General features: G+C 67.5%; 23 protein-coding genes, 1 pseudogene and 1 riboswitch. Of the genes and pseudogenes, 14 read left to right on the top strand and 10 right to left on the bottom strand.

The features are described from left to right. Positions 1 to 4 precede the first annotated feature (4 nt). The 5 genes and pseudogenes from A5753_RS04320 (at position 5) to A5753_RS04300 (ending at position 6,568) form a co-directional block, all read left to right on the top strand. Positions 5 to 430 (top strand): DUF2752 domain-containing protein, encoded by a 426-nt coding sequence (locus A5753_RS04320; protein ID WP_067123775.1) that lies wholly within the window; start codon positions 5 to 7, stop codon positions 428 to 430. 53 nt (positions 431 to 483) lie between these two features. Next, entirely contained in the window at positions 484 to 1,974 is a 1,491-nt protein-coding gene (locus A5753_RS04315) for a M28 family metallopeptidase (protein ID WP_067123773.1), read from the top strand. Further along, the gene (locus A5753_RS04310) at positions 1,971 to 3,440 is read left to right on the top strand and encodes a M28 family peptidase (protein ID WP_067123771.1); all 1,470 of its coding nucleotides are present in this window, start codon (positions 1,971 to 1,973) and stop codon (positions 3,438 to 3,440) included. Before A5753_RS04315 ends, A5753_RS04310 begins: the two co-directional genes overlap by 4 nt. Positions 3,441 to 3,479: 39 nt before the next feature. Beyond that, a pseudogene (locus A5753_RS04305) lies at positions 3,480 to 5,002 on the top strand (HNH endonuclease signature motif containing protein). Between the two features lie 120 nt (positions 5,003 to 5,122). Further along, positions 5,123 to 6,568, top strand: coding sequence for a peptidase (locus A5753_RS04300; protein ID WP_067123769.1), 1,446 nt, complete (start codon positions 5,123 to 5,125; stop codon positions 6,566 to 6,568). A 16-nt stretch (positions 6,569 to 6,584) separates the two neighbouring features. On the opposite strand, the gene A5753_RS04295 is transcribed toward A5753_RS04300, so the two are convergent. The 5 genes from A5753_RS04295 to thiC form a co-directional block, all read right to left on the bottom strand. Continuing rightward, positions 6,585 to 7,460: an LLM class F420-dependent oxidoreductase gene (locus tag A5753_RS04295; RefSeq protein WP_067123767.1), complete on the bottom strand. Its 876-nt coding sequence runs from the start codon at positions 7,458 to 7,460 to the stop codon at positions 6,585 to 6,587. A gap of 16 nt (positions 7,461 to 7,476) precedes the next feature. Then, complete coding sequence (locus A5753_RS04290) at positions 7,477 to 7,911, bottom strand: MarR family winged helix-turn-helix transcriptional regulator (protein ID WP_067123765.1); 435 nt, start codon at positions 7,909 to 7,911, stop codon at positions 7,477 to 7,479. A 46-nt stretch (positions 7,912 to 7,957) separates the two neighbouring features. Next, on the bottom strand, positions 7,958 to 8,581 hold the full coding sequence (locus tag A5753_RS04285) for an alpha/beta family hydrolase (protein WP_067123878.1): 624 nt from the start codon (positions 8,579 to 8,581) through the stop codon (positions 7,958 to 7,960). Continuing rightward, a complete protein-coding gene (gene thiD, locus A5753_RS04280; protein ID WP_067123763.1) occupies positions 8,571 to 9,410 on the bottom strand; it encodes a bifunctional hydroxymethylpyrimidine kinase/phosphomethylpyrimidine kinase in 840 nt (279 codons plus the stop codon). Before thiD ends, A5753_RS04285 begins: the two co-directional genes overlap by 11 nt. Positions 9,411 to 9,506: 96 nt before the next feature. Next, positions 9,507 to 11,186, bottom strand: a complete 1,680-nt coding sequence (gene thiC, locus A5753_RS04275) for a phosphomethylpyrimidine synthase ThiC (RefSeq protein ID WP_067123761.1) — start codon at positions 11,184 to 11,186, stop codon at positions 9,507 to 9,509. Further along, a riboswitch (TPP riboswitch) is annotated at positions 11,178 to 11,288 on the bottom strand. It overlaps the preceding gene by 9 nt. Positions 11,289 to 11,443: 155 nt before the next feature. On the opposite strand from thiC, the gene A5753_RS04270 reads away from it, so the two are divergent. The 3 genes from A5753_RS04270 (at position 11,444) to A5753_RS04260 (ending at position 16,474) form a co-directional block, all read left to right on the top strand. Further along, on the top strand, positions 11,444 to 12,103 hold the full coding sequence (locus A5753_RS04270) for a PAS and ANTAR domain-containing protein (protein WP_067123759.1): 660 nt from the start codon (positions 11,444 to 11,446) through the stop codon (positions 12,101 to 12,103). A gap of 130 nt (positions 12,104 to 12,233) precedes the next feature. Further along, on the top strand, positions 12,234 to 12,593 hold the full coding sequence (locus tag A5753_RS04265) for an STAS domain-containing protein (RefSeq protein ID WP_067123876.1): 360 nt from the start codon (positions 12,234 to 12,236) through the stop codon (positions 12,591 to 12,593). Continuing rightward, positions 12,590 to 16,474 carry a SpoIIE family protein phosphatase gene (locus A5753_RS04260; RefSeq protein ID WP_067123758.1) on the top strand — a complete coding sequence of 1,295 codons (3,885 nt, stop codon included), beginning with the start codon at positions 12,590 to 12,592 and terminating at the stop codon, positions 16,472 to 16,474. Before A5753_RS04265 ends, A5753_RS04260 begins: the two co-directional genes overlap by 4 nt. Here A5753_RS04260 and A5753_RS04255 read toward each other — a convergent pair. Further along, positions 16,471 to 16,746 carry a hypothetical protein gene (locus A5753_RS04255; RefSeq protein ID WP_156655941.1) on the bottom strand — a complete coding sequence of 92 codons (276 nt, stop codon included), beginning with the start codon at positions 16,744 to 16,746 and terminating at the stop codon, positions 16,471 to 16,473. The genes A5753_RS04260 and A5753_RS04255 overlap by 4 nt on opposite strands. 63 nt (positions 16,747 to 16,809) lie before the next feature. Here A5753_RS04255 and A5753_RS04250 point away from each other — a divergent pair, with 63 nt between their 5' ends. Next, a complete protein-coding gene (locus A5753_RS04250) occupies positions 16,810 to 17,085 on the top strand; it encodes an Rv1535 domain-containing protein (RefSeq protein WP_231989990.1) in 276 nt (91 codons plus the stop codon). A 13-nt stretch (positions 17,086 to 17,098) separates the two neighbouring features. Here the strand turns inward: A5753_RS04250 and A5753_RS04245 are convergent, their stop codons facing one another. From A5753_RS04245 to A5753_RS04230, 4 genes are all read right to left on the bottom strand, one after another. After that, complete coding sequence (locus A5753_RS04245) at positions 17,099 to 17,545, bottom strand: hypothetical protein (protein ID WP_067123752.1); 447 nt, start codon at positions 17,543 to 17,545, stop codon at positions 17,099 to 17,101. 118 nt (positions 17,546 to 17,663) lie between these two features. After that, entirely contained in the window at positions 17,664 to 18,518 is an 855-nt protein-coding gene (locus tag A5753_RS04240) for an exodeoxyribonuclease III (protein ID WP_067123750.1), read from the bottom strand. 2 nt (positions 18,519 to 18,520) lie between these two features. Further along, complete coding sequence (locus A5753_RS04235; protein WP_067123748.1) at positions 18,521 to 19,423, bottom strand: GCN5 family acetyltransferase; 903 nt, start codon at positions 19,421 to 19,423, stop codon at positions 18,521 to 18,523. After that, positions 19,423 to 20,016 carry a peptide deformylase gene (locus A5753_RS04230; protein ID WP_067123747.1) on the bottom strand — a complete coding sequence of 198 codons (594 nt, stop codon included), beginning with the start codon at positions 20,014 to 20,016 and terminating at the stop codon, positions 19,423 to 19,425. Before A5753_RS04230 ends, A5753_RS04235 begins: the two co-directional genes overlap by 1 nt. 203 nt (positions 20,017 to 20,219) lie before the next feature. Between A5753_RS04230 and A5753_RS04225 the strand changes: the two genes are divergently transcribed. Genes A5753_RS04225 through A5753_RS04205 form a run of 5 tightly spaced genes read left to right on the top strand, consistent with a single transcriptional unit; the run spans position 20,220 to position 23,481 of the window. Then, positions 20,220 to 20,528: a DUF3263 domain-containing protein gene (locus A5753_RS04225; protein ID WP_067123745.1), complete on the top strand. Its 309-nt coding sequence runs from the start codon at positions 20,220 to 20,222 to the stop codon at positions 20,526 to 20,528. A 19-nt stretch (positions 20,529 to 20,547) separates the two neighbouring features. Further along, positions 20,548 to 21,024, top strand: coding sequence for a LytR C-terminal domain-containing protein (locus tag A5753_RS04220; protein WP_067123743.1), 477 nt, complete (start codon positions 20,548 to 20,550; stop codon positions 21,022 to 21,024). 21 nt (positions 21,025 to 21,045) lie between these two features. Then, entirely contained in the window at positions 21,046 to 21,723 is a 678-nt protein-coding gene (locus A5753_RS04215) for a superoxide dismutase family protein (RefSeq protein WP_067123741.1), read from the top strand. Next, the gene (locus A5753_RS04210) at positions 21,713 to 22,843 is read left to right on the top strand and encodes a glutamate--cysteine ligase (protein ID WP_067123739.1); all 1,131 of its coding nucleotides are present in this window, start codon (positions 21,713 to 21,715) and stop codon (positions 22,841 to 22,843) included. Before A5753_RS04215 ends, A5753_RS04210 begins: the two co-directional genes overlap by 11 nt. After that, on the top strand, positions 22,843 to 23,481 hold the full coding sequence (locus tag A5753_RS04205; RefSeq protein WP_067123737.1) for an LON peptidase substrate-binding domain-containing protein: 639 nt from the start codon (positions 22,843 to 22,845) through the stop codon (positions 23,479 to 23,481). The genes A5753_RS04210 and A5753_RS04205 overlap by 1 nt, the downstream gene beginning before the upstream one ends. The last annotated feature ends 15 nt before the right edge of the window (positions 23,482 to 23,496 follow it).

Here is a 23,496-nt window from a genome sequence, read left to right as displayed (position 1 = left end):
GATCATGGTGACCCGCTGGGGGGCGGCGCACGCGAATCTGGGTGCACCACTTGTGGTGGCGGCATCCACGACGCTGATGTGCGCCGCCATCTGGGCGGGCGATCCGACCACCCCGAACGGCCCGCTGCCGGTATGCCCAACCAAGGCATTACTGGGTATCGACTGTCCCGGATGCGGCAGCCTGCGCATGCTGTATTCGCTGATGCACGGCGATCTCCCGGCGGCCGCCAGGTTCAATGCGTTGGGCTTAGCGGCTGTCGTGCTGTTGGTGTGGGCGTATGCGTCCTGGACCTACGGGCGTCTAGTGGGTCGGCGGATCCGCAGTTGGCAGCACCGACGTTGGGCCGCCGTCGTGACACTGTCGTTGGTGCTGGCCTGGTTCGTGGTGCGCAACATCCCCGTTGCCCCCTTCAACGCACTGTATGTTTGATACCGCCGTGTCCTGATCCCGGCGGCCTGGGCCGCGGTCTAACCTGGGGCGCGATGGTGAACAAATCCACGACGACTGCGGCGTTGCTCGCCGCGGTCGCGCTGACCGCATTCTCAACCAGCTGCTTCCATCGGTCGTCGGACTCGCAGCGAACACACCCCTTGGCGGCCGAATTCGCCTCCGCGTTGCACGACAAGGTCACGATGGACGCGATGATGGCACACCTGTCGAAGCTGCAAGACATCGCCAACGCCAACAACGGTACCCGGGCGGTGGGCACACCCGGGTATGAGGCCAGCGTGGATTACGTGGTAAATATCCTGCGCGGCAGTGGATTTGACGTGCAGACTCCCGAATTCTCGGCGCGAGTGTTTCACGGCGACAAGCCGGCCGTCACCGTCGGCGGCAAGCCGGTGGAGGCGCACGCGCTGGACTTCAGCCTCGGCACCGCGCCGGACGGTGTGAGCGGGCCGCTGGTCGCCGCGCCGGCTAACAACCTCGGCTGCGCGGCCTCCGATTACGCGAACCTGCCGCTGCAGGGCGCCGTGGTGCTGGTCGATCGCGGAACCTGCCCGTTCGCTCAGAAGGAAGAGGCCGCGGCGCAGCGGGGCGCCGTGGCGATGATCATCGCCGACAACGTCGACGAACAACAGATGGGCGGCACGCTGGGGCCGACCACCGAGGTGAAGATTCCGGCGCTGAGCGTCACCCGATCGGTGGGGCTGCAGCTGCGTGGGCAGCCGGGACCCACCACAATCACGCTCAATGCCAGCACCCAAAGCTTCCGGGCGCGCAACGTGATTGCGCAAACCAAAACCGGCTCGGCGACCGACGTGGTGATGGCGGGGGCGCACCTGGACAGCGTGCCGGAGGGGCCGGGCATCAACGACAATGGATCGGGTGTGGCCGCGGTACTGGAAACCGCTGTGCGGCTGGGGAGTTCGCCGCAGGTGCACAACGCGCTGCGGTTCGGCTTCTGGGGTGCGGAGGAACTCGGGCTGATCGGGTCACGCAACTATGTCGAGTCCCTGGACGTGACGGCGCTGAAAAACATTGCGCTGTACCTGAACTTCGATATGCTCGCGTCGCCGAACCCCGGCTATTTCACCTACGACGGCGACCAGTCACTGCCACTGGACGCTCGTGGCCAGCCGGTGGTGCCCGAGGGTTCGGCGGGCATCGAGCGAACGCTGGTCGCTTACCTGAAGTCAGCCGGAAAGACCGCGCAGGACACTTCGTTCGACGGCCGGTCTGACTACGACGGATTCACCCTGGCGGGGATTCCCGCCGGCGGCCTGTTCTCGGGCGCCGAGGGAAAGATGTCCGCCGACCAGGCCAAGTTGTGGGGTGGAACCGCCGATCAACCGTTCGACCCCAACTACCACCAGAAATCCGACACCCTCGACCACGTCGACCGCACCGCGCTGGGGATCAACGGTGGCGGCGTGGCTTACGCGATCGGTCTCTACGCGCAAGACCTCGGCGGGCACAACGGCGTTCCCGCCATGGCGGACCGCACCCGGCACGTACTCGTCAAGTCATGATGTCCCGGCTGGGCGCGACTCTGCTGCTGATCGCCATGGTGGCCGGTTGTTCGTCGACGCGGCTGGCGCTGCCGACAACGACACCGGACCTTGGGCACAGCCTGGCCAAGAAGGTGACTGCCGAGGGCATGCTGACGCACCTGCGTGCCTTGCAGAACATCGCCAACGCCAACGGTGGCAACCGCGCGGACGGGATGCCGGGCTTCAACGCCAGCGTCGATTACGTCGCTAAAGCCCTGCACGACAGGGGTTTCGACGTTCAGACACCGCAGTTCGACCGGCTCTACACCGTCTCTTTGGGCAAGCCGGCGCTGACCGTTGCGGGCCGTACCTATCCCGTTGACCAGGCATCGCTGCTGGTGCAGTCCCCACCCGGAGGACTGACCGGGCAGCCGATCCGTCCGGCGCAGCCGTCGGGTTGCAGGGCAACCGATTACCCCGCCGTCGTGCCCAACGGCGCGATCGCCGTCGTCGACGACGCCCAATGTTCGGTCGTCGACAAACAGAACAGCGCGGTGGCCAAGGGCGCGAGCGCGCTGATCGTACTCAGCTCGCCCACCGATCGGGGAGCTCCACCCACGTTGTTCACCACCGGCTACTTCAAGCAGTTGACCGTGCCGGTCGCCGTGCTGGGATCCTCCGGCGCCGCCGCGCTGGCGGGAGCGACCGCACCGATACGACTGGTGCTGGATGCGCAGAACGTCAAGATCACGTCCCGAAACGTCGTGGCGCAGACCAAGTCCGGGTCGGCCAACGACGTCGTCGTAGTGGGTGCGCATCTGGACGGCTCGCGCGCCGGACCCGGGATCAACGACGACGGCTCCGGGGCGGCCGCCGTGCTGGAGACGGCGCTGCAACTGGGCCCGCTGGCGCCGGTGAACAATGCGGTGCGGTTCGTGTTCTGGGGCGCCGATGAGGACGGCCGCAACGGCGTCTTGGATTACGTGTTCGGCATGGACCGTGAGCAGCTCAACGACATCGCGCTGTACCTGAACTTCACCATGCTCGGTTCACCCAATGCTGGATTCTTCACCGACGACGGCGATCAGTCCGGCCCGCCCGGTCCCGGTGTGTCCGCCGCGGACGTGCCCGAAGGCTCGGCCGGTGTCGAACGCACCCTCGCCGGATATCTGTACCTCGCCGGCAAGCGGCCCGCGGACATGCCGTTGGACACCAGGGCCGACTACCACCCCTTCATGATCGCGGGTGTGCCCGTCGGGGGCATGACCACCGGGGCCTCGCAGCCGAAGACTCCCGTCCAGGCCCGATTATGGGGCGGCCAGGCCGGCGTGGCGTTCGACCCGAACTTCCAGAGCCCTCGCGATACCATCGACAACATCAACCGGGATGCGTTGGCGGTCATGGGGTCTGGCGTCGGGTTCGCCGTCGGCAGCTACGCGGAGTCCATCGGCGGGGTCAACGGTGTGCCGCCGCACAACAAGAGGCATCGCAGCCGGGTGCCGTAACGGTGCGGCTTGTCGCCCGCGACTGATAGAATCGAACACATGTTCGAAAGCGAGTCGGGTTATCGGTCACCACCCCAGGTGATCGCCTATTTTGACGAGCTGGTCGAGCGGCAGTACCCGTCGGTGACGCCGGTGTCCGTGGGTCTGTTGGAGCGGATCGGTGCGGCGGCGCGCGCGGAGAATCGGGCTGCTGCTGCGCAGCTGGTAGCGATCGGTGAGTTGTTTTCCTACCGGTTGTCGCGGTGTGCGGAGACCGAGGAGTGGGCCGTTGATACCGAGGCGGCGGTCAGCGCGGAGGTGGCCGCGGCGTTGCGGATCGGGCAGGGGCTGGCCAGCAGCCGGGTGCGCTATGCCCGGGCGATGCGTGAGCGGCTGCCGAAGGTGGGTGCGGTGTTCTCCGCCGGCGATATCGATTGCCGGATGTTTCAGACGATCGTGTTCCGCACCGATTTGATCACCGATCCCGACGTGTTGGGTGCGGTGGACGTTGCGCTGGCCGCCAACGTCACCCGGTGGCCGTCGCTGAGTCAGGGCCGGCTGGCCGCGCAGGTGGACAAGGTGGTGGCTCGCGCCGATGCGGACGCGGTGCGGCGCCGCAAGGAGCGGGTGGCCGATCGCGAGGTCTGGATCGCCGATGCGGGCGAGGGCATGTCGCTTATGAGGGCAGCCTGATGAGTCCGGATGCGCAGGCGTTGGATCAGCGGTTGGACGCACTGGCGGCCACCGTATGTGTGCACGATCCGCGCACCCGTGAGCAGCGCCGCGCTGATGCGTTGGGGGCGTTGGCCGCCGACGCGGATCGGTTGGGGTGTCGGTGCGGGCGAGCGGATTGCGCGGCCGGCAACCGGTCCGCGCCGAGTCCGGTGGGGATTCATGTGATCGCCGAGCAGGCCGCGCTGGATGGCCGCGGCGCGACGCCCGCCGCTCTGATCGGCGCGGAGGGTTTGATCCCGCCCGAGTTGCTCGCCGAGTTGGCCGCCTCGGCCAAGCTGGTGGCGCTGGTGCATCCCGGGGATGCGCCTGCCGAGTCCGGTTATGCGCCGTCGCGGGCGTTGGCCGATTTCGTGCGCTGCCGGGACCTGACGTGTCGCTGGCCGGGCTGTGATCGCCCGGCCACCGACTGCGACCTGGACCATACGATCCCGTATGCCGACGGCGGCCGGACACACGCGTCCAATCTCAAATGCCTCTGCCGCACACATCATTTGGTGAAAACGTTCTGGGGGTGGCGCGATCAGCAGCTGCCCGACGGCACGCTGATCTTGACCTCGCCGGCCGGACAGACCTATGTCACCACCCCGGGCAGCGCCTTGTTGTTTCCCAGCCTGTGTCTGGCCACCGGCGGCTTGCCTGCCCCCGAGGCCGACCCAACCCCGGATTACTGCGCCGACCGCACCGCGATGATGCCCAAACGCCGCCGTACCCGGGCACAAAACCGGGCCGCGCGCATCGCCACCGAACGCCACCACAATCGAATGGCTCGAAACGGCGAAAAGCCTCCGTCTACTTGGGCTTCCGACTTAACCCATGCCGTTGGCGACGGGGAGCCGCCGCCCTTCTAATGCCTTTGCCGCAAGGCACGTGTTTGCTGGGCCCCTCGATTCCGGCTGCCGGGTAGGGTCAATGCCTCTAGACTGAGTTCCCTTGATGCTGCCCTGTAGCCGGTCGGGATGAGGTTGGTCATGAATAGCGCTGCGCTCAGGTCGGCGATCGTCTGGGCAGCGACAGTACTCATGGTGGCCGGATGCACGACGTTCGTGGGCGGCCGTGCGCTGTCGATGCTCAACGACCCCTTTCTGGTCGGTGGTCTGCCGGCGACCAACGGGCCCAGCGGAATCCGTTCGAACGCACCCAGTCCCAAAGGCAAGGTGCTCAACACCGACGACGGGCCGATCGACACCCTGGCGTTGCTGTCGGTCAACGACATCGAGGACTACTGGCAGTCGGTGTACGACCAATCCCTGAAGGGCAAGTTCGTTCCGGTCAGCAAGACGGTCTCTTACAACGCGAGCGATCCGAGCAGCCCGATCGTGTGCCACAACGACACCTATAAGCTCGTCAACGCCTTCTACACCGGCAGATGCAACCTGATCGCCTGGGACCGCGGCGTATTCATGCCCACCGCGCAGAAGTACTTCGGTGACATGTCCGTCACCGGCGTGCTGGCGCACGAATTCGGGCATGCGCTGCAGCAGATGGCGAAGCTGGTGACCAGACGGGACGCGACCATCATCCGCGAGCAGCAGGCCGATTGCTTCGCGGGTGTCTACCTGTACTGGGTTGCCGACGGCAAGTCGCCGCGCTTCACGCTGAGCACCGCCGACGGTCTCGACCACGTGCTGGCGGGAATCATCACCACCCGCGACCCGGTGATGGACAGCGAGATGCAAAATGACGACGCGCACGGTTCGGCCCTCGACCGCGTCAGCGCCTTTCAGATGGGTTTCCTCAACGGCGCCTCGGCGTGCGCGGCGATCAACCGCAACGAAATCGAAAAGCGCCGCGGCGATTTGCCAAATGCCTTGCGGGTCGACAACTCCGGGGCGACGGAAACCGGTGAGGTGCCGATCAACCAGGACACCATGTCGAACTTGATGGAGCTGCTGGGAAAGATCTTCGCACCTGCCGACCCGCCGGCGCTGTCCTACCAGCCGGCCGATTGTCCGGACGCCAAGGCGACGCCCCCGGCGTCGTACTGTCCGGGCACCAACACCATCGTGGTCGACCTGCCCGGGCTCGCCGGCATGGGCGCGGTCGCCGACGAGAAGCAACAGACGCTGCCGCAAGGCGACGACACCGCGCTGTCCGTCGTGATGTCGAGATACGCGCTCGCGGTGCAGCATGAGCGCGCCCTGCCGATGCAGAGCCCGTGGACCGCGTTGCGGACCGCATGCCTGACCGGTGTGGCGCATCGCAAGATGGCCGAGCCGATCGACCTGCCCTCCCACAACCAATTGCTGCTGACCGCCGGTGATCTCGACGAGGCGGTTGCCGGCCTGCTCACCAACCATTTGGTGGCCAGTGACGCCGACGGCACCAGCGTGCCGGCCGGTTTCACCCGGATCGCGGCGTTCCGCGGTGGCGTGACCGGCAACGCCGATGCCTGTTACTCCCGCTATCCCGGATGACGAATCCCGAATGGCATCAGCCTATTTCGGCGAGCCGCGGAATCACCTCATCGCCCAGGCGGCGGACGAACCCGACCGGATCCGGATTGCCGGGCATCGGGCCGATATTGATCATGTCGACACCCAGCGCGGCGTAGCGTTCGACGGTCTTCAAGAATTCGTCGGTGTCGTCGAAGGGGTCGGCACCAGCCAGCCCGCCGGACGTCCTACGGACCTCACCAGGGTCCCTGCCCACCGCGTCGCAGTGCCGGTTCAGCACCTCGACCTTGTGCTCGAGCTCCTCGACATCGTTCGACATGCTGTTCCAAATGTCGGCGTACTGCGCGACCAGGCGCAGCGTCTTCTTCTCGCCGTCCCCACCGATCAGGATCGGGGGTCGCCGAATCGGTTGCGGCTCACAGATCGTCTCGTTCAGCCGGTAGTGCGTGCCGGCGTAGGGCCCGTCGTCGGCACTCCACATCTGGCGGCAGATCTGCAGCGTCTCTTCCAGCATTTCGAAGCGGACGCTCAGTGGCGGATACGGGATGCCCAGCGCGGTGTGCTCGCGCTCGTACCAGGCCGCGCCCAAACCCAACATCGACCGGCCCTGCGACAGCACATCCAGGGTGGTGACCGCCTTGGCCAACAAACCGGGATAGCGATAGGTGACGCCGGTGACCAACAGGGCCAGGTCGATCGTCGTCGTCTGGGCGGCCAGGAAGCCCAGCGATGTGTAACCTTCGAGGAACGGATTCTGCGCGGGTGCAAGCTCTTCCATCTGGAAGAGGTGATCGGCGAGGGTGAACAGCGTGGCGCCGCCCTGCTCGGCGGCCTTGGCCGCGTCGGCCAGCGTGGGGCCCAGCTTGGCCGGGTCTCCGGGTAGAAAGTCGATGAAGTGCAGTCCTACTTCCATTGTGGCACCGGTCCTTTCATTGTTCGGTCAAGCGCTCGAGCAGGGACAGCGCATCGACGATGATGCGCCGCTCGGGCTCGGTGTAGCGCTCCTGGATGGTGCGGGCCAGCCACTCCTCGCGGGCGCGGCGGTCGCTTTCGGCGCGCCTCTTTCCCGCCGGGGTCAGCGAGATCACTTGACGCCGGCCGTCATTGGGGTCCGGCGCACGCTCGACGAGCCCGCGCTGGCCCAAGGCGGCCAGGATGGTGGCCATCGACTGGGGGCGGACCTGTTCCGCGCCGGCCAATACGCTGGCCGACGACGGCCCTTCTTTCCACAGCCGGGTTAGCACCGCCGTCTGGGACGGCGTCAGACCGTCGACCGCGATGTCCTTCAGCCGGCGCCGTAGCCGGCTGAACACCACCCTGATGTCGCGTGCCGCCGCTACGGAGGAGTCGCTGATGCCATCCACGACACCAGCCTAAATTAGACAGTCGAAACTGTCCAGTTTGAACTGTCTAATTCCGCCCGAGCAGCTGTAGGGCCGCATCGACGGCGAGCGCCGGCACGTTCAACGTCTTGGATCGTAGATCGTGGCGGGCACTGGCGATCTCGACGACGGCCGTCGTTCCGGTGATCAACGCGGCGGCGGCACGCAGTTCCTCTGGCGTGCCGAACGGATCCGAGGTGCCGTGCGTGAACACCGTCGGCACCGTGATGTCGGGCAGGTGCTCGGTGCGGGCGCGTTCGGGTTTCCCCGGGGGATGCACCGGATAGGAGAACAGCGTCAGCACGTCCACCGCGGCCTCCCCGGCCGCAATCACCATCGAGGTCTGCCGCCCACCATACGAGTGCCCTCCGGCGATCAGCGGGCCGTCGGCAAGCCCGCGGCACACCGTGATGGCCTCGACGATGCCGGCCCGGTCGGTCGCGGCGGAACCTGACGGCGGGCCGGTGGGCCGGCGCCGTCGGTAGGGCAGGTTGTAGCGCACCGCCAGCCAGCCGCGCCCCGCCCACTCGTCGCAAATCTGTTGCAGCAGAAGGGAATCCCGGTTACCGCCGGCGCCGTGGGTCAGAACAGCCACGCCCTGGGGGGTACCGTGCGGTTCGTGCGCGATGCCCGCGATCTCGTCAAGAGTCATGCGCCCGCTGACGATGCGGTGGGGAAACGGGGCCGTGGCCATGGCCCAGCGGATAGGCGGCGCGCAAAGATTCAGTGACCCAACGCTTCCCGAACTCGACGGCGTCGGGCACGGTGAACTCGTGCGCCAAGGCGCACGCGATGGCGCTGGCGAGCGTGTCGCCACCGCCGTGGTCGTTACCGGTGGCAACCCGCTGGGCGTTGAACTCGCGGAAATCGGCGCCGTCATAGAGCAGGTCGCAGCTGCGATCCGATGACCGCAGGTGACCGCCCTTGACCAGAACCCATTGCGGGCCCAGCGCATGCAGCGCTTTTGCCGCCGCCCGCTGCGACGCCGGGTCCACCACGTCGATGTCGACCAGCAGTCGCACCTCGTCGAGGTTCGGTGTCACCAGCGTCGCCAACGGAAACAATTGGGTGCGAAGCGAATCCAGGGCGGCCGGCGCCATCAGCGCATCGCCGTGCATGGATGCCGCCACCGGGTCCACGACGAGCGGAACCGTCAACCCAAGCCGGGTCCAGGTGGTGGCGACGGTGTCGATGATGCGCGGCGACGCCAGCATCCCGGTCTTGGCGGATTGGATGCCGATGTCGCCGACCACGGCTTCGATCTGTCCGGCGACGACGTCACCGGGCACCTCGTGAAAGCTCTGCACGCCCAACGTGTTCTGCACGGTGACCGCGGTAATCGCGACGCACGCGTGCACACCCAGCAGTGCCATCGTGCGCATGTCGGCCTCGATGCCCGCGCCGCCGCCGGAGTCCGACCCGGCGATGGACAGCACCCGCCGCGGCGTCGTGCCCGGCGCGGGCAGCGGCAGGAACGTCACTGGGCTAATGGCGGCGACCCGTCCCCCGCCAGCGGGTGGGGGTACCTCCCACTTGTGGGGGAGTGCCCCCAGCGCCCGGCTGCGGCGCGCTCGCGATCACTGCTGTGCCAGCGGTAGATACACCCGGTTGCCGTGCTCGGCGAACTCGCGCGACTTCTCCGCCATGCCCTCGGACATGGCCGCCTCGATCGCTTCCTCGCTGTCCAGGCCGTGCTTGGCGGCGTAGTCGCGGACGTCCTGGGTGATACGCATCGAGCAGAACTTCGGCCCGCACATCGAGCAGAAGTGCGCGGTCTTGGCGGGTTCGGCGGGCAGCGTCTCGTCGTGGTAGGACCGCGCGGTGTCCGGGTCGAGCGACAGCGCGAACTGGTCGTTCCACCGGAACTCGAACCGTGCGGTCGACAGCGCGTTGTCGCGTTCCTGCGCGTGCGGGTGACCCTTGGCCAGATCGCCTGCGTGCGCGGCGATCTTGTAGGCGATGACGCCGTCCTTGACGTCCTTGCGGTCCGGCAGCCCCAGGTGTTCCTTGGGGGTCACGTAGCAGAGCATCGCGGTGCCGGCCTGGGCGATGATGGCCGCGCCGATCGCCGACGTGATGTGGTCGTAGGCCGGCGCGATGTCGGTGGCCAGCGGGCCCAGCGTGTAGAACGGGGCCTCCTCGCACCACTCCTCCTCGAGCCGCACATTCTCGACGATCTTGTGCATCGGGACGTGTCCCGGCCCCTCGATCATCACTTGCACACCATGGGATTTCGCGATCTTGGTCAACTCGCCCAGGGTGCGCAGCTCGGCGAACTGCGCCGCGTCGTTGGCGTCGGCGATCGAGCCCGGCCGGAGGCCGTCACCGAGAGAGAAGGTGACGTCGTAGCGGGCGAAGATCTCGCAGAGCTCGTCGAAGTTGGTGTACAGGAACGACTCCCGGTGATGCGCCAGACACCAGGCCGCCATGATCGAGCCGCCGCGGGAGACGATGCCGGTGACCCGTTTGGCGGTCAGCGGCACATAACGCAGCAGGACGCCGGCGTGCACGGTCATGTAGTCGACGCCCTGCTCGCACTGCTCGATCACGGTGTCGCGGTAGAGCTCCCACGTCAGCTCCGTCGGGTCGCCCTTGGTCTTCTCCAGGGCCTGGTAGATCGGCACCGTGCCGACCGGCACCGGGGAATTCCGCAGGATCCACTCACGGGTTTCATGAATGTTCTTGCCCGTCGACAGGTCCATGATGGTGTCGGCGCCCCACCGGGTGGCCCACACCATCTTGTCGACCTCCTCGGCGATCGAGGACGTCACCGCCGAGTTGCCGATGTTTGCGTTCACCTTGGTCGCAAACGCCTTGCCGATGATCATCGGCTCGATCTCGGGGTGGTTGTGGTTGGCCGGGATCACCGCCCGACCCCGCGCGACCTCATCGCGAACCAGCTCGGCGGGCATGCCCTCGCGGGCGGCGATGTAGGCCATCTCGGCGGTGATCTCGCCGGCGCGGGCGCGCTGCAGCTGGGTGCCGCGATCGCGCACCACGCCGGGCCGCGCCGGCAGCCCGGCCGTCAGATCGATCGTCGCGTCCGGATCGGTGTACGGCCCCGAGGTGTCGTACAGGTCGAAGTCGTCACCGGTGGACAAGTGCACGCGCCGCAGCGGCACCCGCAGGGTGCCTCCGTCCGGGCCCGCGATCTCGCGGTAGGCCTTGCTGCTGCCCGCGATCGGCCCGGTGGTCACGGCCGGCTCAACGCTGGGCGAAGCGGCGCCCGACGCAGTTCCGGAAAGGACATCAGTCATTTTTCATCTCCCTACGCCGGCATTACCCGGTCAGGTTCGTACGGTCGACGGCCCCGAGCCGTCCTCTCAGCGCACTCGGCGTGCGCTCCCGCGTCGTATGGATGGGTCCGCACGCGACGTTACCCCCACGCCGCGCCGAGTGGCATGAGCGACGGCCATTTCTGCCGGGGCGGTAGCCGAGGACATTCCCTTGGTGGAAAAATGCAAACGTGCAACAGCGCAGGCGAGCAGGGGAATCGTCATCCGATGGGGGCGGCATGGGGTTTCCCGAGCCCATCGAGCCGGCTCCCAAATACCTGAACATCGGCGCGTTCCGCTTCTGGTTCCTGGGCCAACGCTGGGAGTGGTCCGACGAGGTCGCCAGGATGCACGGCTACGAACCGGGGGAAGTCGTGCCGACGACCAAACTGCTGATGTCGCACAAACATCCCGAGGACCGCGCGCATGTGCAGGAGCTACTCGACTACGCGTTGCAGTCCGAAGAGTCGTTCTCGAGCAGGCACCGGTTCCTCGACACCTCGGGCACCGTGCACGACGCCATCGTCGTCGCCGACCGCATGCTGGACGAGTCGGGCGCGGTGCTGGGCACCGAGGGTTACTACATCGACCTCACCAACACCTTCGACGAGACTCGGCAAGAAGTGCTCGATGAGGCGCTGCCGGACCTGTTCGAGAGCCGCGCGGCCATCGAGCAGGCCAAGGGCATCCTGATGTTCGTCTATCGGGTCAGCGCCGAGCAGGCTTTTCGCGTGTTGCAGTGGCGCTCGCAGCAGACCAACGTGAAACTTCGTGCGCTGGCCAAGCAGTTGCTCACAGAAGTGGCCACTCTGCCGGCACCGGCGGCCGCTCTGCAGAGTCAGTTCGACCATCTGCTGCTGACCGTGCACGAGAGGATCCTCCCCGAGCCCGCCGGGTAACCAGCCAATCGGCGAACGAGCAGTTCGCGAAGACGCTAATCTCTGGTGGTCTGCGATGCGCGACCGCGCATACCCGCCGCGTCATCGGTCTTCGCGGTTGCAGATCCCGATGTTGACTGCGGCGGAAGGCATGAAGTTGTTGGCGGTCGAACACGAGGCCCACGACGATGCGGTGATTGTGCGCGTCAAAGGCGATGTCGACTCCAGTACCGTCGGTGAGCTTGCCGCTCACCTGACCAACGCGCTCGGGCTGGCCTCGGCGCAGCCGGTCCGACCTGTGGTCATCGATTTGCAGGCTGTCGACTTCTTTGGAAGCGCTGCGCTCAACGCGGTGCTCGACTGTCACGAAGGCGGGAAAGCCGGTGGGACGTCGGTTCGCCTGGTCGCCGACCACGACCAGGTGCTACGCCCGATCCAGGTCACCGAGTTGGACCGGGTCTTCGACATCTATCCCACCCTTTCCGCGGCGTTGCAGCGAAGACGCCAGTGACGGATTCGCGACTGCCGGCCGACCTGGCCGCCGCTGTTTCCCTGGGCGGTGAGATGGGCCGGCGGTTCGCCGAGTTCGACTGGGACACTCATCCGCTGGGGCCGCCGCGGGGCTGGCCCACCGAGATGCGCGCAGCGGTCGCGACCACGCTGGCGTCGCGGTTCCCACTCGTGTTGTGGCTGGGCACCGAGGACCTGTTCGTGGTGTACAACGATGCCTACATCGAGATCCTCGGCGACAAGCACCCGGCCGCCCTGGGCCAGCCGGGTCGTGACGTGTGGTGGGACATCTGGGACTCGATCGGGTCGATGCTGGCCGGCGTCGTCGCGTCCGGTGAGGCGACGTGGTCACGAGACCTGATGCTGGCGATGGTGACCGCCGGGCGGCGCGTCGAAAGGTTCTTCACCTTCACCTACAGCCCGATGATCGGCACCGACGGTAAGCCTTTCGGGATCTTCTGCCCGTCTTACGAGACCACCGAGCGGGTGCTGAGCGAGCGGCGCCTGCATCTGCTCAATACCGTTGCCACGGCGATAGTTGAGAGCCGCAGTATCGACGACGCGGTCGGTGTCGCAGTCAGGGTGTGCGCATCGCAGCCCGCCGACCTGTCGTTCATCGCCGTGTACGCCGCCGCCGGCGAGACCGGGGACGTCACGCTGCGGGGCGCGACGCCATCGGTGCAGACGCTGCTGCCCGTCGAGCTGGCGCAGTTGACCGACTGGGATGCGGCGACGCGGTCCCGGGCCGAGGGGCAGGTCATCGAGGACGTCGTAAGCGCCATCCCCGGCGCCGACGAGGTTTTGGGCCCCGACTGTCCGCAGCAGATGCTGGTGCTGCCGCTGGAGGAGGCCTCGATCGCGGGGGCTTTGGTGGTCGGCGCCAGCCCGCGGCGCCCCCTCGACCCGCAATTTCGGGGCTTCTGTCAGTTGCTGGCCGACCAGTTGACGTCGACGTTCGCCTCGATCGTTTCCTACGAGCAGCAACGGCACCGCGCCGATGCGCTGGCCGAATTGGACCGGGCGAAGACGGCATTCTTGACCAATGTCAGCCATGAGTTCCGCACCCCGCTGACGCTGCTGCTCGGACCGCTGGACGACGCGCTGTTGGACGCGGCACCGGAAAGCGTGCTCGCGGAGCGGCTTACCACTGCGGGACGCAACGCGCGGCGGTTGCAGCGCCTGGTCGACTCACTGCTCGACTTCTCCCGCATCGAGGCCGGCCGGGCCAACGCGAAGTTGGTGCGCACCGACGTCGGCGCGCTCACTGCACAGATCGCGTCGTCGTTCACAGAGCTGTGTCGGCGGGCGGGGCTCGACCTCGAGCTGGACTGCGTGCCGGCCCTGGCCGACATCGATCCGGGCATGTGGGAGACGATCCTTCTCAACCTGCTGTCCAACGCCGTCAAATACACACTGCGAGGCACGATTTCGGTGCAGGTACGAACCGAGGCAGGGGACTGCGTGATCGCCGTGCGCGACACCGGCGTCGGGATCGGCACCGAGGATCTGAAGCTGTTGTTCGAGCGCTTCTACCGCGCCGACAACGTTCGTGGCCGCAGCGTCGAGGGCACCGGCATCGGTTTGTCTCTGGTCCGAGGTTTGGTCGAATTGCACCGCGGCACAGTGAAAATCGACAGCGAGTTGGACCGGGGGACGACCGTGACCATCCGGGTGCCGCGATCGGTCTCGGGAACGGCCGTCGATCCGTCGCCCGCCGGACCGGATAAGACCAATCCCTATGTCGCTGAGGCGAGTCAGTGGGTGATGACGGGCGACGAAACCGCCGCCGCCACACCTGAAAGGGCCCGCCAACTGGTGCTGATCGCCGACGACAACGCCGACATGCGGGCGCACCTGGACCGGGTGCTGTCGGCCCGCTGGGAAACGGCTCTGGTCGGCGACGGCGAGTCGGCGCTGGCGGCGACACGGAACCTGCGCCCGGACGCGATCGTCACCGACGTGATGATGCCGGGGCTCGACGGCTTCGGATTCGTCGCCGCGGTACGCGCCGACCCGGACTTGGCGGCGACGCCGATCCTGATGCTGTCCGCCCGCGCCGGCGCCGAGGCCGTCAAAGAGGGCTACGCCGGCGGGGCCGACGACTACCTGCCCAAGCCGTTCCGGTCCCAAGAGCTGATCGACCGGCTGGCGTCGAGGTTGTCCGCCGTAGGCCGCGAGCGGGACCGGCAGCGTCGCGAGGCACAGTCGGGCCTGGCCGCCGATCTGGTGCACCTCGACTCGGCGCTGCAGGGCGCCGGCTCGGTCGGCGAAATCATGGACGCCCTGCTGGGTTCGTCCCTCGGTTCGGGCGACGCTGGTGCGGTCGCGATCGGAGTCCTCGACGGCGAGAAGTCCGTGCGGTTCGAATACGCCGGCGACCTGCCCTCGGAGTTCCGCGACCGCTACCACGTGGTCGCCCTCGACGCTCCGCTGATCGGAGCCGATGTCGTGCGCACGGGTGAATCGATGATCGTCACCGACACGTTGGAGCTGCCCCCGCGTTACGAGCACGCCGTGCAGGACAGCGCTGGAAGCATCCGCGCCTGCGTGGCCCACCCGCTGCGGGATGGCTCCGACCGCACCCTGGGTGTGCTGGCGTTGCTTTGGCCGGCGCCGCGCGAATTCAACGCCGCCGAACTCGAAGCCTTTGCCCGCATAAGCGACCTGACCTCCTCGGCCCTGGACCGGGTTCGTTTGATGGCCCGCGAACACGAGATCGCCGTCGACTTCCAAGAACACCTGCTCGACCTGGATCGCAGCTCCACCGCCGCGGTTGTGTCGGCCGTCTACCAGCCGGCGGGGGAGGCGATGCGCGTCGGCGGCGACTGGTATTCGGTCACCCCGCTGGATCGCCCCGGCAGGATCGCGATATCGGTCGGTGACGTGGTCGGGCACGGCCTGGCGGCGGCGATCGTGATGAGCAGGCTGCGCGCCGCGGTCGCCGCCTCCGCGCTCACCACGGGCGAACCGGACGCGGTGCTGGGCGCGCTGGACCGATACGCCGCCAGCGTCGACGGAGCGCGCTGCGCGACGGTGGCGTACGCGCAGATCGACATCGAAGCCCGCGGCGGGGCCGCCACCGTCAGCTACAGCTGCGCCGGGCACCCCTATCCGTTGCTGGTGCTGCCCGGCGGGCGGGCGGTCTACCTGGAATCCGGTCGCCGTGCCCCGGTGTCGGTGAAGGGAACCGGCGCGCACGACGCGGCCGACCGGCCCCCCGGTGACACCGCGAGGGCCGAGCTGCCGCCGGGCGGGTTGATCCTGCTCTATACCGACGGACTCATCGAGCGGTCCGGCGAGTCGCTCGACGACGGATTCGACCGGCTGCAGACAGCCGCGGCGCAGTGCGCCGGCCTGCCCGTGGAACGAATTTGCGCGGAGCTGCTGGCCCGCATGGCCCCGCCGTCCGGCTACCGCGACGACGTCGTGGTGCTCGCGTTGCGGCCAAGCCACGCGGCGGCGGCCAGCTTCGCCACCGTGGTACCGGCCGCACCCGCTCAGATTCCCGTCGCGCGCAAACAGCTGCGCGATTGGTTGAAGACCATTGTCGTCGAGCCGCATCGCGAAACGGACATCCTGTTGGCAACCGGTGAAGCGGTCACCAACGCGATCGAACACGGCAGCCGCGATGAGCCACGCCAGACCGTCTCCGTCGAGGCGTTCCTGCAGCAGGGCACCGTCGTGATCACCGTCAGTGATACCGGCCGGTGGGTCGGCGATTCGTCGGCCAGCCTGCGAAGCCGCCGCCGTGGACGCGGGCTCACCCTGATGAGCGGGCTGGCCGACGACGTCGAAACGCGGCGCACCTCGGCCGGCACCCGGGTGACCCTGCGGTTCGACCACGCGGCGGCGGGCAGCTCAGCCGCGAGTCTGACCGGCTAGGCCTCCTCCATTGCCTCGCCGAGCTCCTCCAGCAGCTTGTTGTGGTGGTTGCTTGCCAGGAAGTGTCCGGCGGCGATGACCAGGGCCACGGGCCAGTCGATGAGTTCGAGGGCCGCCAGGGCCGCCAGCCCACCGAAGTAGGCCAGCTGCTCTGGCCTGGGGATTTCCACCTGGCCAACCGCCGGCAGGTTCACCACAAACGTTTCGCCCTCGCGGACCTTATCCACCGCCTCGCGCTGGGATGTGCCGCGCCGCGACTTCTTTTCCGCCATCATTTGCCTTTCGGTAACGAAGGGTTTCCCATCTCGCTGGTTCGCGCGTCCACCGTCGGACTTATGTCGACGATGACCGGCACCGGGGGCGATCCGCTAGTTACATCGTTTGCTTCGGTGCTGAGGGTGCCGCTAATCGAACTCTATGCGCTGTTGTGGCGCGTCGGGGTTGTCGAGATCCGGCACAACGATCAGGTGCCTCGTCGCGGCGCGACGGGGCCCTCCCGGGTGGTTCGGGGCCCGACTTGCCCGGATCCATCCGCCCACTCCGACGAGCGCGTGGTGCGCCTGCCGTTGCCGCAATTGGCCTCCGCGATGTACAGCCGGGCAACCGGCTGAGCGGCAGCGGCCGCTAATTGGTGCTGCGCAACTTCGTGGTGCCCGCCCGGCGTCCGGCCGTTTTCTTGGCCGTGGACTTGCTGGGGGTTTTGGCGGGCGCCGATTTCTGCGGCGCCGGCTGCACGGGCACCGCCTTGAGGTTCGCCTTGACCGCGGGCGTCTCGCCCTGCTGCTTGCGGCTCAACTTCTGCAACAGCAGAGCGCTGCCGCCGACCGCCAGCAGCAGCGGCCACTCCACTAACCCGGCGACGCCCAGCGCGCCGATGGCCAGCGCCGCCGCGGGCGCCGAGTGGCTACCGCTGTTCATGCCGCGCTTGACGCCCTCCGCGGCTCCGGTGACGCCGCCGATGACCCCGTTGACCGCCGCGCCACCCACGGCACCGGCGGCCGCGGTCGTCGCGGTCGCCGCGCGGTTCACCGCCTGACTCACGCCTCGGACTGCTCCGCCGATGACACTCATGATGACTCCCTGTCTTTGCCTCTGATTTCCAAAGCCTGCCACCATGTGATCGCGCAGACAACGAGAAGTCGCATGAGAATTGCCTGAGCTTGATGTGAGGCGCGCTCCGGACCGACCGTCATGGGCTTGGCTCGGCAGGCCTCACATCGATGAGCACCGGTGCGTGATCGCTGGCCGCCTTGCCTTTGCGTTCTTCGCGGACGATCTGCGCGTCGATCACGCGGCCTGCCAAAGCCGGTGAGCCCAGGATGAAATCGATGCGCATGCCCTGTCGCTTCGGGAACCGCAGCTGGGTGTAGTCCCAGTACGTGTAGACACCGGGACCCGGCGTGAAAGGGCGCACCACGTCGGTGAATTGCGCCTCGACGATGGCTTGGAACGCGCGGCGCTCCGGCGGGGAGACATGCGTGGCGCCGGTGTAGAACTCCATACTCCAGACGTCGTCGTCTTGCGGGGCGATATTCCAGTCGCCGGCCAACGCGATCGCCGCGCTGGGATCGTCGCGCAACCAATTCGATGCCGAATCACGCAGTGCGGCAAGCCATTCGAGCTTGTATGTGTAGTGCGGGTCGCCCAGGGACCGGCCGTTGGGAACGTAGAGGCTCCACATCCGGACGCCACCGCACGTGGCGGCCAGAGCACGGGCTTCCGCGGTGGCGGCAACTTCTGGCTTGCTGCTCCAGGTGGGCTGGCCGTCGAATCCGACCTGCACATCGTCGAGGCCGACGCGTGAGGCGATCGCCACGCCGTTCCACTGGTTGAAACCGACGTGGGCCACCTCGTAGCCGAGTTCGAAAAACGGCAGAGTCGGGAACTGGCCGTCGGAGCATTTGGTTTCCTGCATGGCCAGCACGTCGACGTCGGCGCGGGCCAGCCAGTCGGTGACGCGGGGCAGCCGGGAACGAATCGAGTTGACGTTCCAGGTGGCCATCCGAAGCGGCGGGTCGCCGCCATCAGTTGTCCCGTCGGGCATTACTAGACGCTAGCCCGGCACACCGCGACGTAGCGACGGCGGTGGTGCAGCCGGAATCCCAGCGCCGCGGCAAGCGCCGTCGCGCCCGTGTCGGGTACCCGCATGTAGCCGCCCGTCGCGCCGCGCTCGGCGCCCCAGGCCAACAACGCCTCGCACACATCCGCCACCGACCGCTCGTCGGCGTCCGTCGCGGAGCGTACGGCCGAGATGCCCACCCAGCGCGCGCCATCGGGTGCCTCGGTCACGGCGGCACGCCCGACCGCGATGTCGCGGTGCATCCCGAATGCGAGCTCGCCATCGATGACGGCGGTGAGCACCTCGACCGGAATCTGGCCGCCGGATACCCGCAACCACGCGTCATCGGGGCGCGGTGACAAGGTGATTGGCGCGCCCGCATCGCGGGCCGGGACGCCCGAAAGATCGCGCACCACAACCTGTTCCGTGCGTTCGACCGCCGAGCCGGGCGGCAGCGTCAGCACCTGATCGGGCACGGCCAGCCGTGGCGTCAGGCCCCGGTGTTCGTACCAGTCGACGATCGCCGGGACGGTGTCCATTCGAGCGAAACGACCAAGCGGCACTGCGGAATTCGCCGCCAGACCGGTGCCGTGACCGGCCCGCAGCAGCCAGCCGTCCAGCCAAAGATGCTCCGCACCCGGCCACGCCGCGGCGGCGGCATGCTCGAGCGAGCGGATCTGCGAGGTGCGGATCGGGCTGTCGGTGAGCACCCGCAGCGCGACCGCATCGGAGGGCGCGAACTCGACGACCGCGCCGGTCTTCGTCCGCACCCGCACCATCGGGTCAACCGCCAGCAGGTGGCCCACCGCATCGGTCAACGGTGGCACCGAACCCGCCGGGCGGCGGTAGCGAACCGTCACCCGGGTTCCCGGGTCGGGCCACGAGACCATCAGTGACCGAACGGATCCGGTCCCTCGCCGGGCATCCAGGAGAGGCCGGGAACGCCCCAGTTGTTGGCCTTGACGGCGCGTTTCGCGCTGCGGGCGTGGCGGCCGATGAGGCGATCCAGATAGAGGAAACCATCCAGGTGCCCGGTCTCGTGCTGCAGCATTCGCGCGAACAGGTCGTTGCCTTCGATGGAGACCGGCTTGCCGTCGGCATCGAGCCCGGTGACCCGGGCCCACTTGGCGCGGCCGGTGGGGAAGGACTCGCCGGGCACCGACAGACAGCCCTCGTCGTCGTTGTCCGGGTCGGGCATGGTCTCCGGTATCTCGGAGGTTTCCAGGACCGGGTTGACGACGACACCGCGGCGGCGCTCGGTGCGGCCCCGGTCGTCGGCGCAGTCGTAGACGAAAACCCGCAACCCGACCCCGATCTGGTTGGCCGCCAGCCCGACCCCGTGCGCGGCGTCCATGGTGTCGTACAGGTTCGCGATCAACTCGGCCAGATCCGCCGGCAGCGATCCGTCGGCAGCGACCGGCACCGGTTGTGTCGGGGTATGCAGGACGGGATCTCCCACGATGCGGATCGCAACGACTGCCATGGTCGGCTAAGCTACCGCACGCCCGTGGGCCGCCCAGCCCGCGATCTTCACCCTGGGCAATCTTGATCAATCGGCCGACTCGCGGGTCTGGATGACGGCTTGAGGGTTTGGCGCGTGTTTCAATATTCGCCGAAACACGCCCATAGCTAAGTCAAGTCATTCGAGCAGTTCGGAATTCGCCGGAAGGGTCCAGGGGAAGCGATATGGACAGCGCCATGGCGCGGGCAAATCGGTCGGGGGGCGACTCTGAGATCGCAGATGGGCTGACCCGCCGCGAGCACGACATCCTGGCCTTCGAGCGCCAGTGGTGGAAGTTCGCCGGTGTGAAGGAAGACGCCATCAAGGAGTTGTTCTCGATGTCGGCGACGCGTTACTACCAAGTGCTCAACGCGCTCGTCGACCGTCCCGAGGCCCTGGCCGCCGACCCGATGCTGGTGAAACGGCTGCGCCGGCTGCGTGCCAGCAGGCAGAAGGCGCGCGCGGCGCGGCGCCTCGGCTTCGAGGTGACCTGACTCGTTACAGTAGGGCTCGATGAAAGAACGAGTTCCCGACTCCACCGGTCTGCCGCTGCGGGCAATGGTGATGGTGCTGTTGTTCCTCGGCGTCATTTTCCTGTTGCTCGGTTGGCAGGCGCTGGGGTCTTCCGGGAGCTCTGATGACGATTCGGCGTCGGCGGTGTCCAGCGCCAGCCCCACCAGTTCGGCGACGACGTCCGCCACCAACAAGCCGGCGAGCACCCAGGCCGAGGTGCAGATCTACAACATCTCCTCGAAAGAGGGTGTCGCCGCGCATACCAAGGACCAGCTGATGTCCGCCGGATTCAAAGTGACCAAGGTCGACAACATGACCGTGCCCGACGTCTCGGCCACCACGGTCTACTACACCGACGCCGGCGACGAGCACGCCACGGCCGATGCGGTGGGCAAGAGCCTGGGCGCACCCGTCGAACCGCGAATTCCCGCGCTCAGCGGCGAGCCACCGGGTGTCATCGTCCTCGTCGCGGGCTAGGTAGGCGATAGGCTGCTGGCTATGCCTAAGCTGCTGCCCCCGTTGGTTCTGGCCGGTTGCGTCGTGCTGTTGGGCGCCTGCTCGTCGCCCGAGCACGCGTCGTCAGCTCCGGGCACCACCCCCGCGGTTTGGACCGGGTCGCCGTCGCCGGCGGGAGAGAAAGCCTCGGAGCCGGGAGCCGAGACGGCCCCGGGCATGATCACACACCTGAAGGCGCCGGACGGCACTCAGGTTGCCACCGCGAAGTTCGAATTCAACAACGGCTACGCCACTATCACCATCGAGACGACCGCCAACGGTGTGCTTACGCCCGGCTTCCACGATGTGCACATCCATCAGGTCGGCAAGTGCGAGCCCAACTCGGCGTCCCCGAATGGCGGCGCGCCGGGGGACTTCCTGTCCGCCGGCGACCACTTCCAGGCGCCCGGGCACACCGGCGAGCCCGCCAGTGGAGCCCTGCCCCCCTTGCAGGCGCGCAAGGACGGCTCCGGCACGATGATGACCACCACGGACGCTTTCGCCATGGAGGATCTGCTCACCGGGCAGAAGACCTCGATCATCATTCACGCCGGTGCGGCCAACTCCGTCAATGCGGGGGGCAGCAACCAGACCAGTGGCACGCCGGGCCCCAACGACATGACGACGAGTACCGGTGACCCCGGCAAGCGGGTGGCGTGCGGTGTCATCGGTGCCGGCTAACAGGGCCAACTCGCGCATCGATTTTGCCCGTTCACCACGGCCGACCCTGGGCGTCGAGTGGGAGTTCGCGCTCGTCGACGCGCACACCCGCGACCTGAGCAACGAAGCCACCGCGGTGATCGCCGAGATCGGCGAAAACCCGCGCGTGCATAAGGAATTGCTACGCAACACCGTCGAGGTGGTCACCGGCATCTGTCGCAGCGCGGGCGAGGCCATGGAGGATCTGCGGCAGACCCTCGGGCCGGCGCGCCGCGTCGTCCGGGATCGCGGCATGGAGCTGTTCTGCGCCGGCGCACACCCGTTCGCGCAGTGGAGTTCTCAAAAGTTCACCGACGCCCCGCGCTATGCCGAACTGATCAAGCGCACCCAATGGTGGGGACGGCAGATGCTGATCTGGGGTGTCCACGTGCACGTCGGCATCTCCTCGCCGAACAAGGTGATGCCGATCATGACGTCGCTACTCAACTATTATCCGCACCTGCTGGCGCTGTCGGCGTCGTCACCGTGGTGGACGGGCGTGGACACCGGATACGCCAGCAACCGCGCGATGATGTTTCAGCAGCTGCCCACCGCCGGACTGCCGTTCCAATTCCAAAGATGGGCGGAGTTCGAACGTTTCGTCTACGACCAGAAGAAGACCGGCATCATCGACCATGTCGACGAAGTCCGTTGGGACATCAGGCCTTCCCCGCACTTGGGCACGCTCGAAATGCGGATCTGCGACGGCGTGTCCAACCTGCGTGAGCTGGGGGCGCTGGTCGCGCTGACGCACTGCCTGGTGGTCGATTTGGACCGCAGGCTGGAAGCCGACGAGTCGTTGCCGAGCATGCCGCCCTGGCATAACCAGGAGAACAAGTGGCGCGCCGCCCGCTACGGCCTGGACGCGGTGATCATCCTCGATGCGGACAGCAACGAGCGGTTGGTCACCGAGGATCTCGACGAGGTGCTGAACCGGCTGGAGCCGGTCGCCAAGAAGTTAAATTGCGTCGACGAGCTGGCCGCGGTGGCCGACATCCCGCGGCAGGGCGCGTCCTACCAGCGGCAGCGCAGGGTGGCCGAAGAACACGACGGCGACCTGCGTGCGGTCGTCGACGCGCTCGTGGCCGAACTGGATATCTGATGACGGAAACCGTTGAGCTGGCGATGTTTCCGCTGGAGTCTGTGCTGCTGCCCGACCAGGACCTGCCGTTGCGGATTTTCGAGCCACGCTACGGCGCGCTGGTGCGCCACTGCATGGATACCGGCGATCCGTTCGGGGTGGTGCTGATCTCGCGCGGGCGCGAGGTCGGTGGCGGTGATGCGCGTTGCGACGTCGGCGTATTGTCCCGGATTGCCGACTGCGTCGACCACGGCGCGGGGCGGTACACTCTGAATTGTCGTACCGCAGAACGCATTCGGGTGTCCGAATGGCTGCCCGACGAGCCGTATCCGCGGGCGACGGTCGCGCTGTGGCCCGACGAGCCCGGCGACGCGGTGTCGGACGCGCAACTGCTCGAAGTCGAAGACCGTGCCATGGCCCTGTTCGAACGGATCGCGCAGGCGCGCGACATCAAGCTTCCGGGCCGCGAGGTGATCCTGGGGGAGGACCGGACCGGCCCGGCGGGGAAGCGCTTGTTCGCGTTGGCGTCTCGCATTCCCATCGGGACCGCCGACCGGTACTCGGTGCTGTCGGCGCCGGGGGCCGCCGGCCGGCTCGTCGCGCTGCGCGAAGCCGTGGACGCGGTCGCCGAGGTGGTGGAGTTTCAGCTTTCCGAATGACCTGCGAAGGACGGG

Source organism: Mycobacterium sp. 852002-51971_SCH5477799-a (assembly GCF_001667145.1).
Lineage (GTDB): Bacteria > Actinomycetota > Actinomycetes > Mycobacteriales > Mycobacteriaceae > Mycobacterium.
The sequence above is the reverse complement of the archived record's forward strand: the minus strand, read 5'-3'. Positions and strand labels throughout refer to the sequence as shown.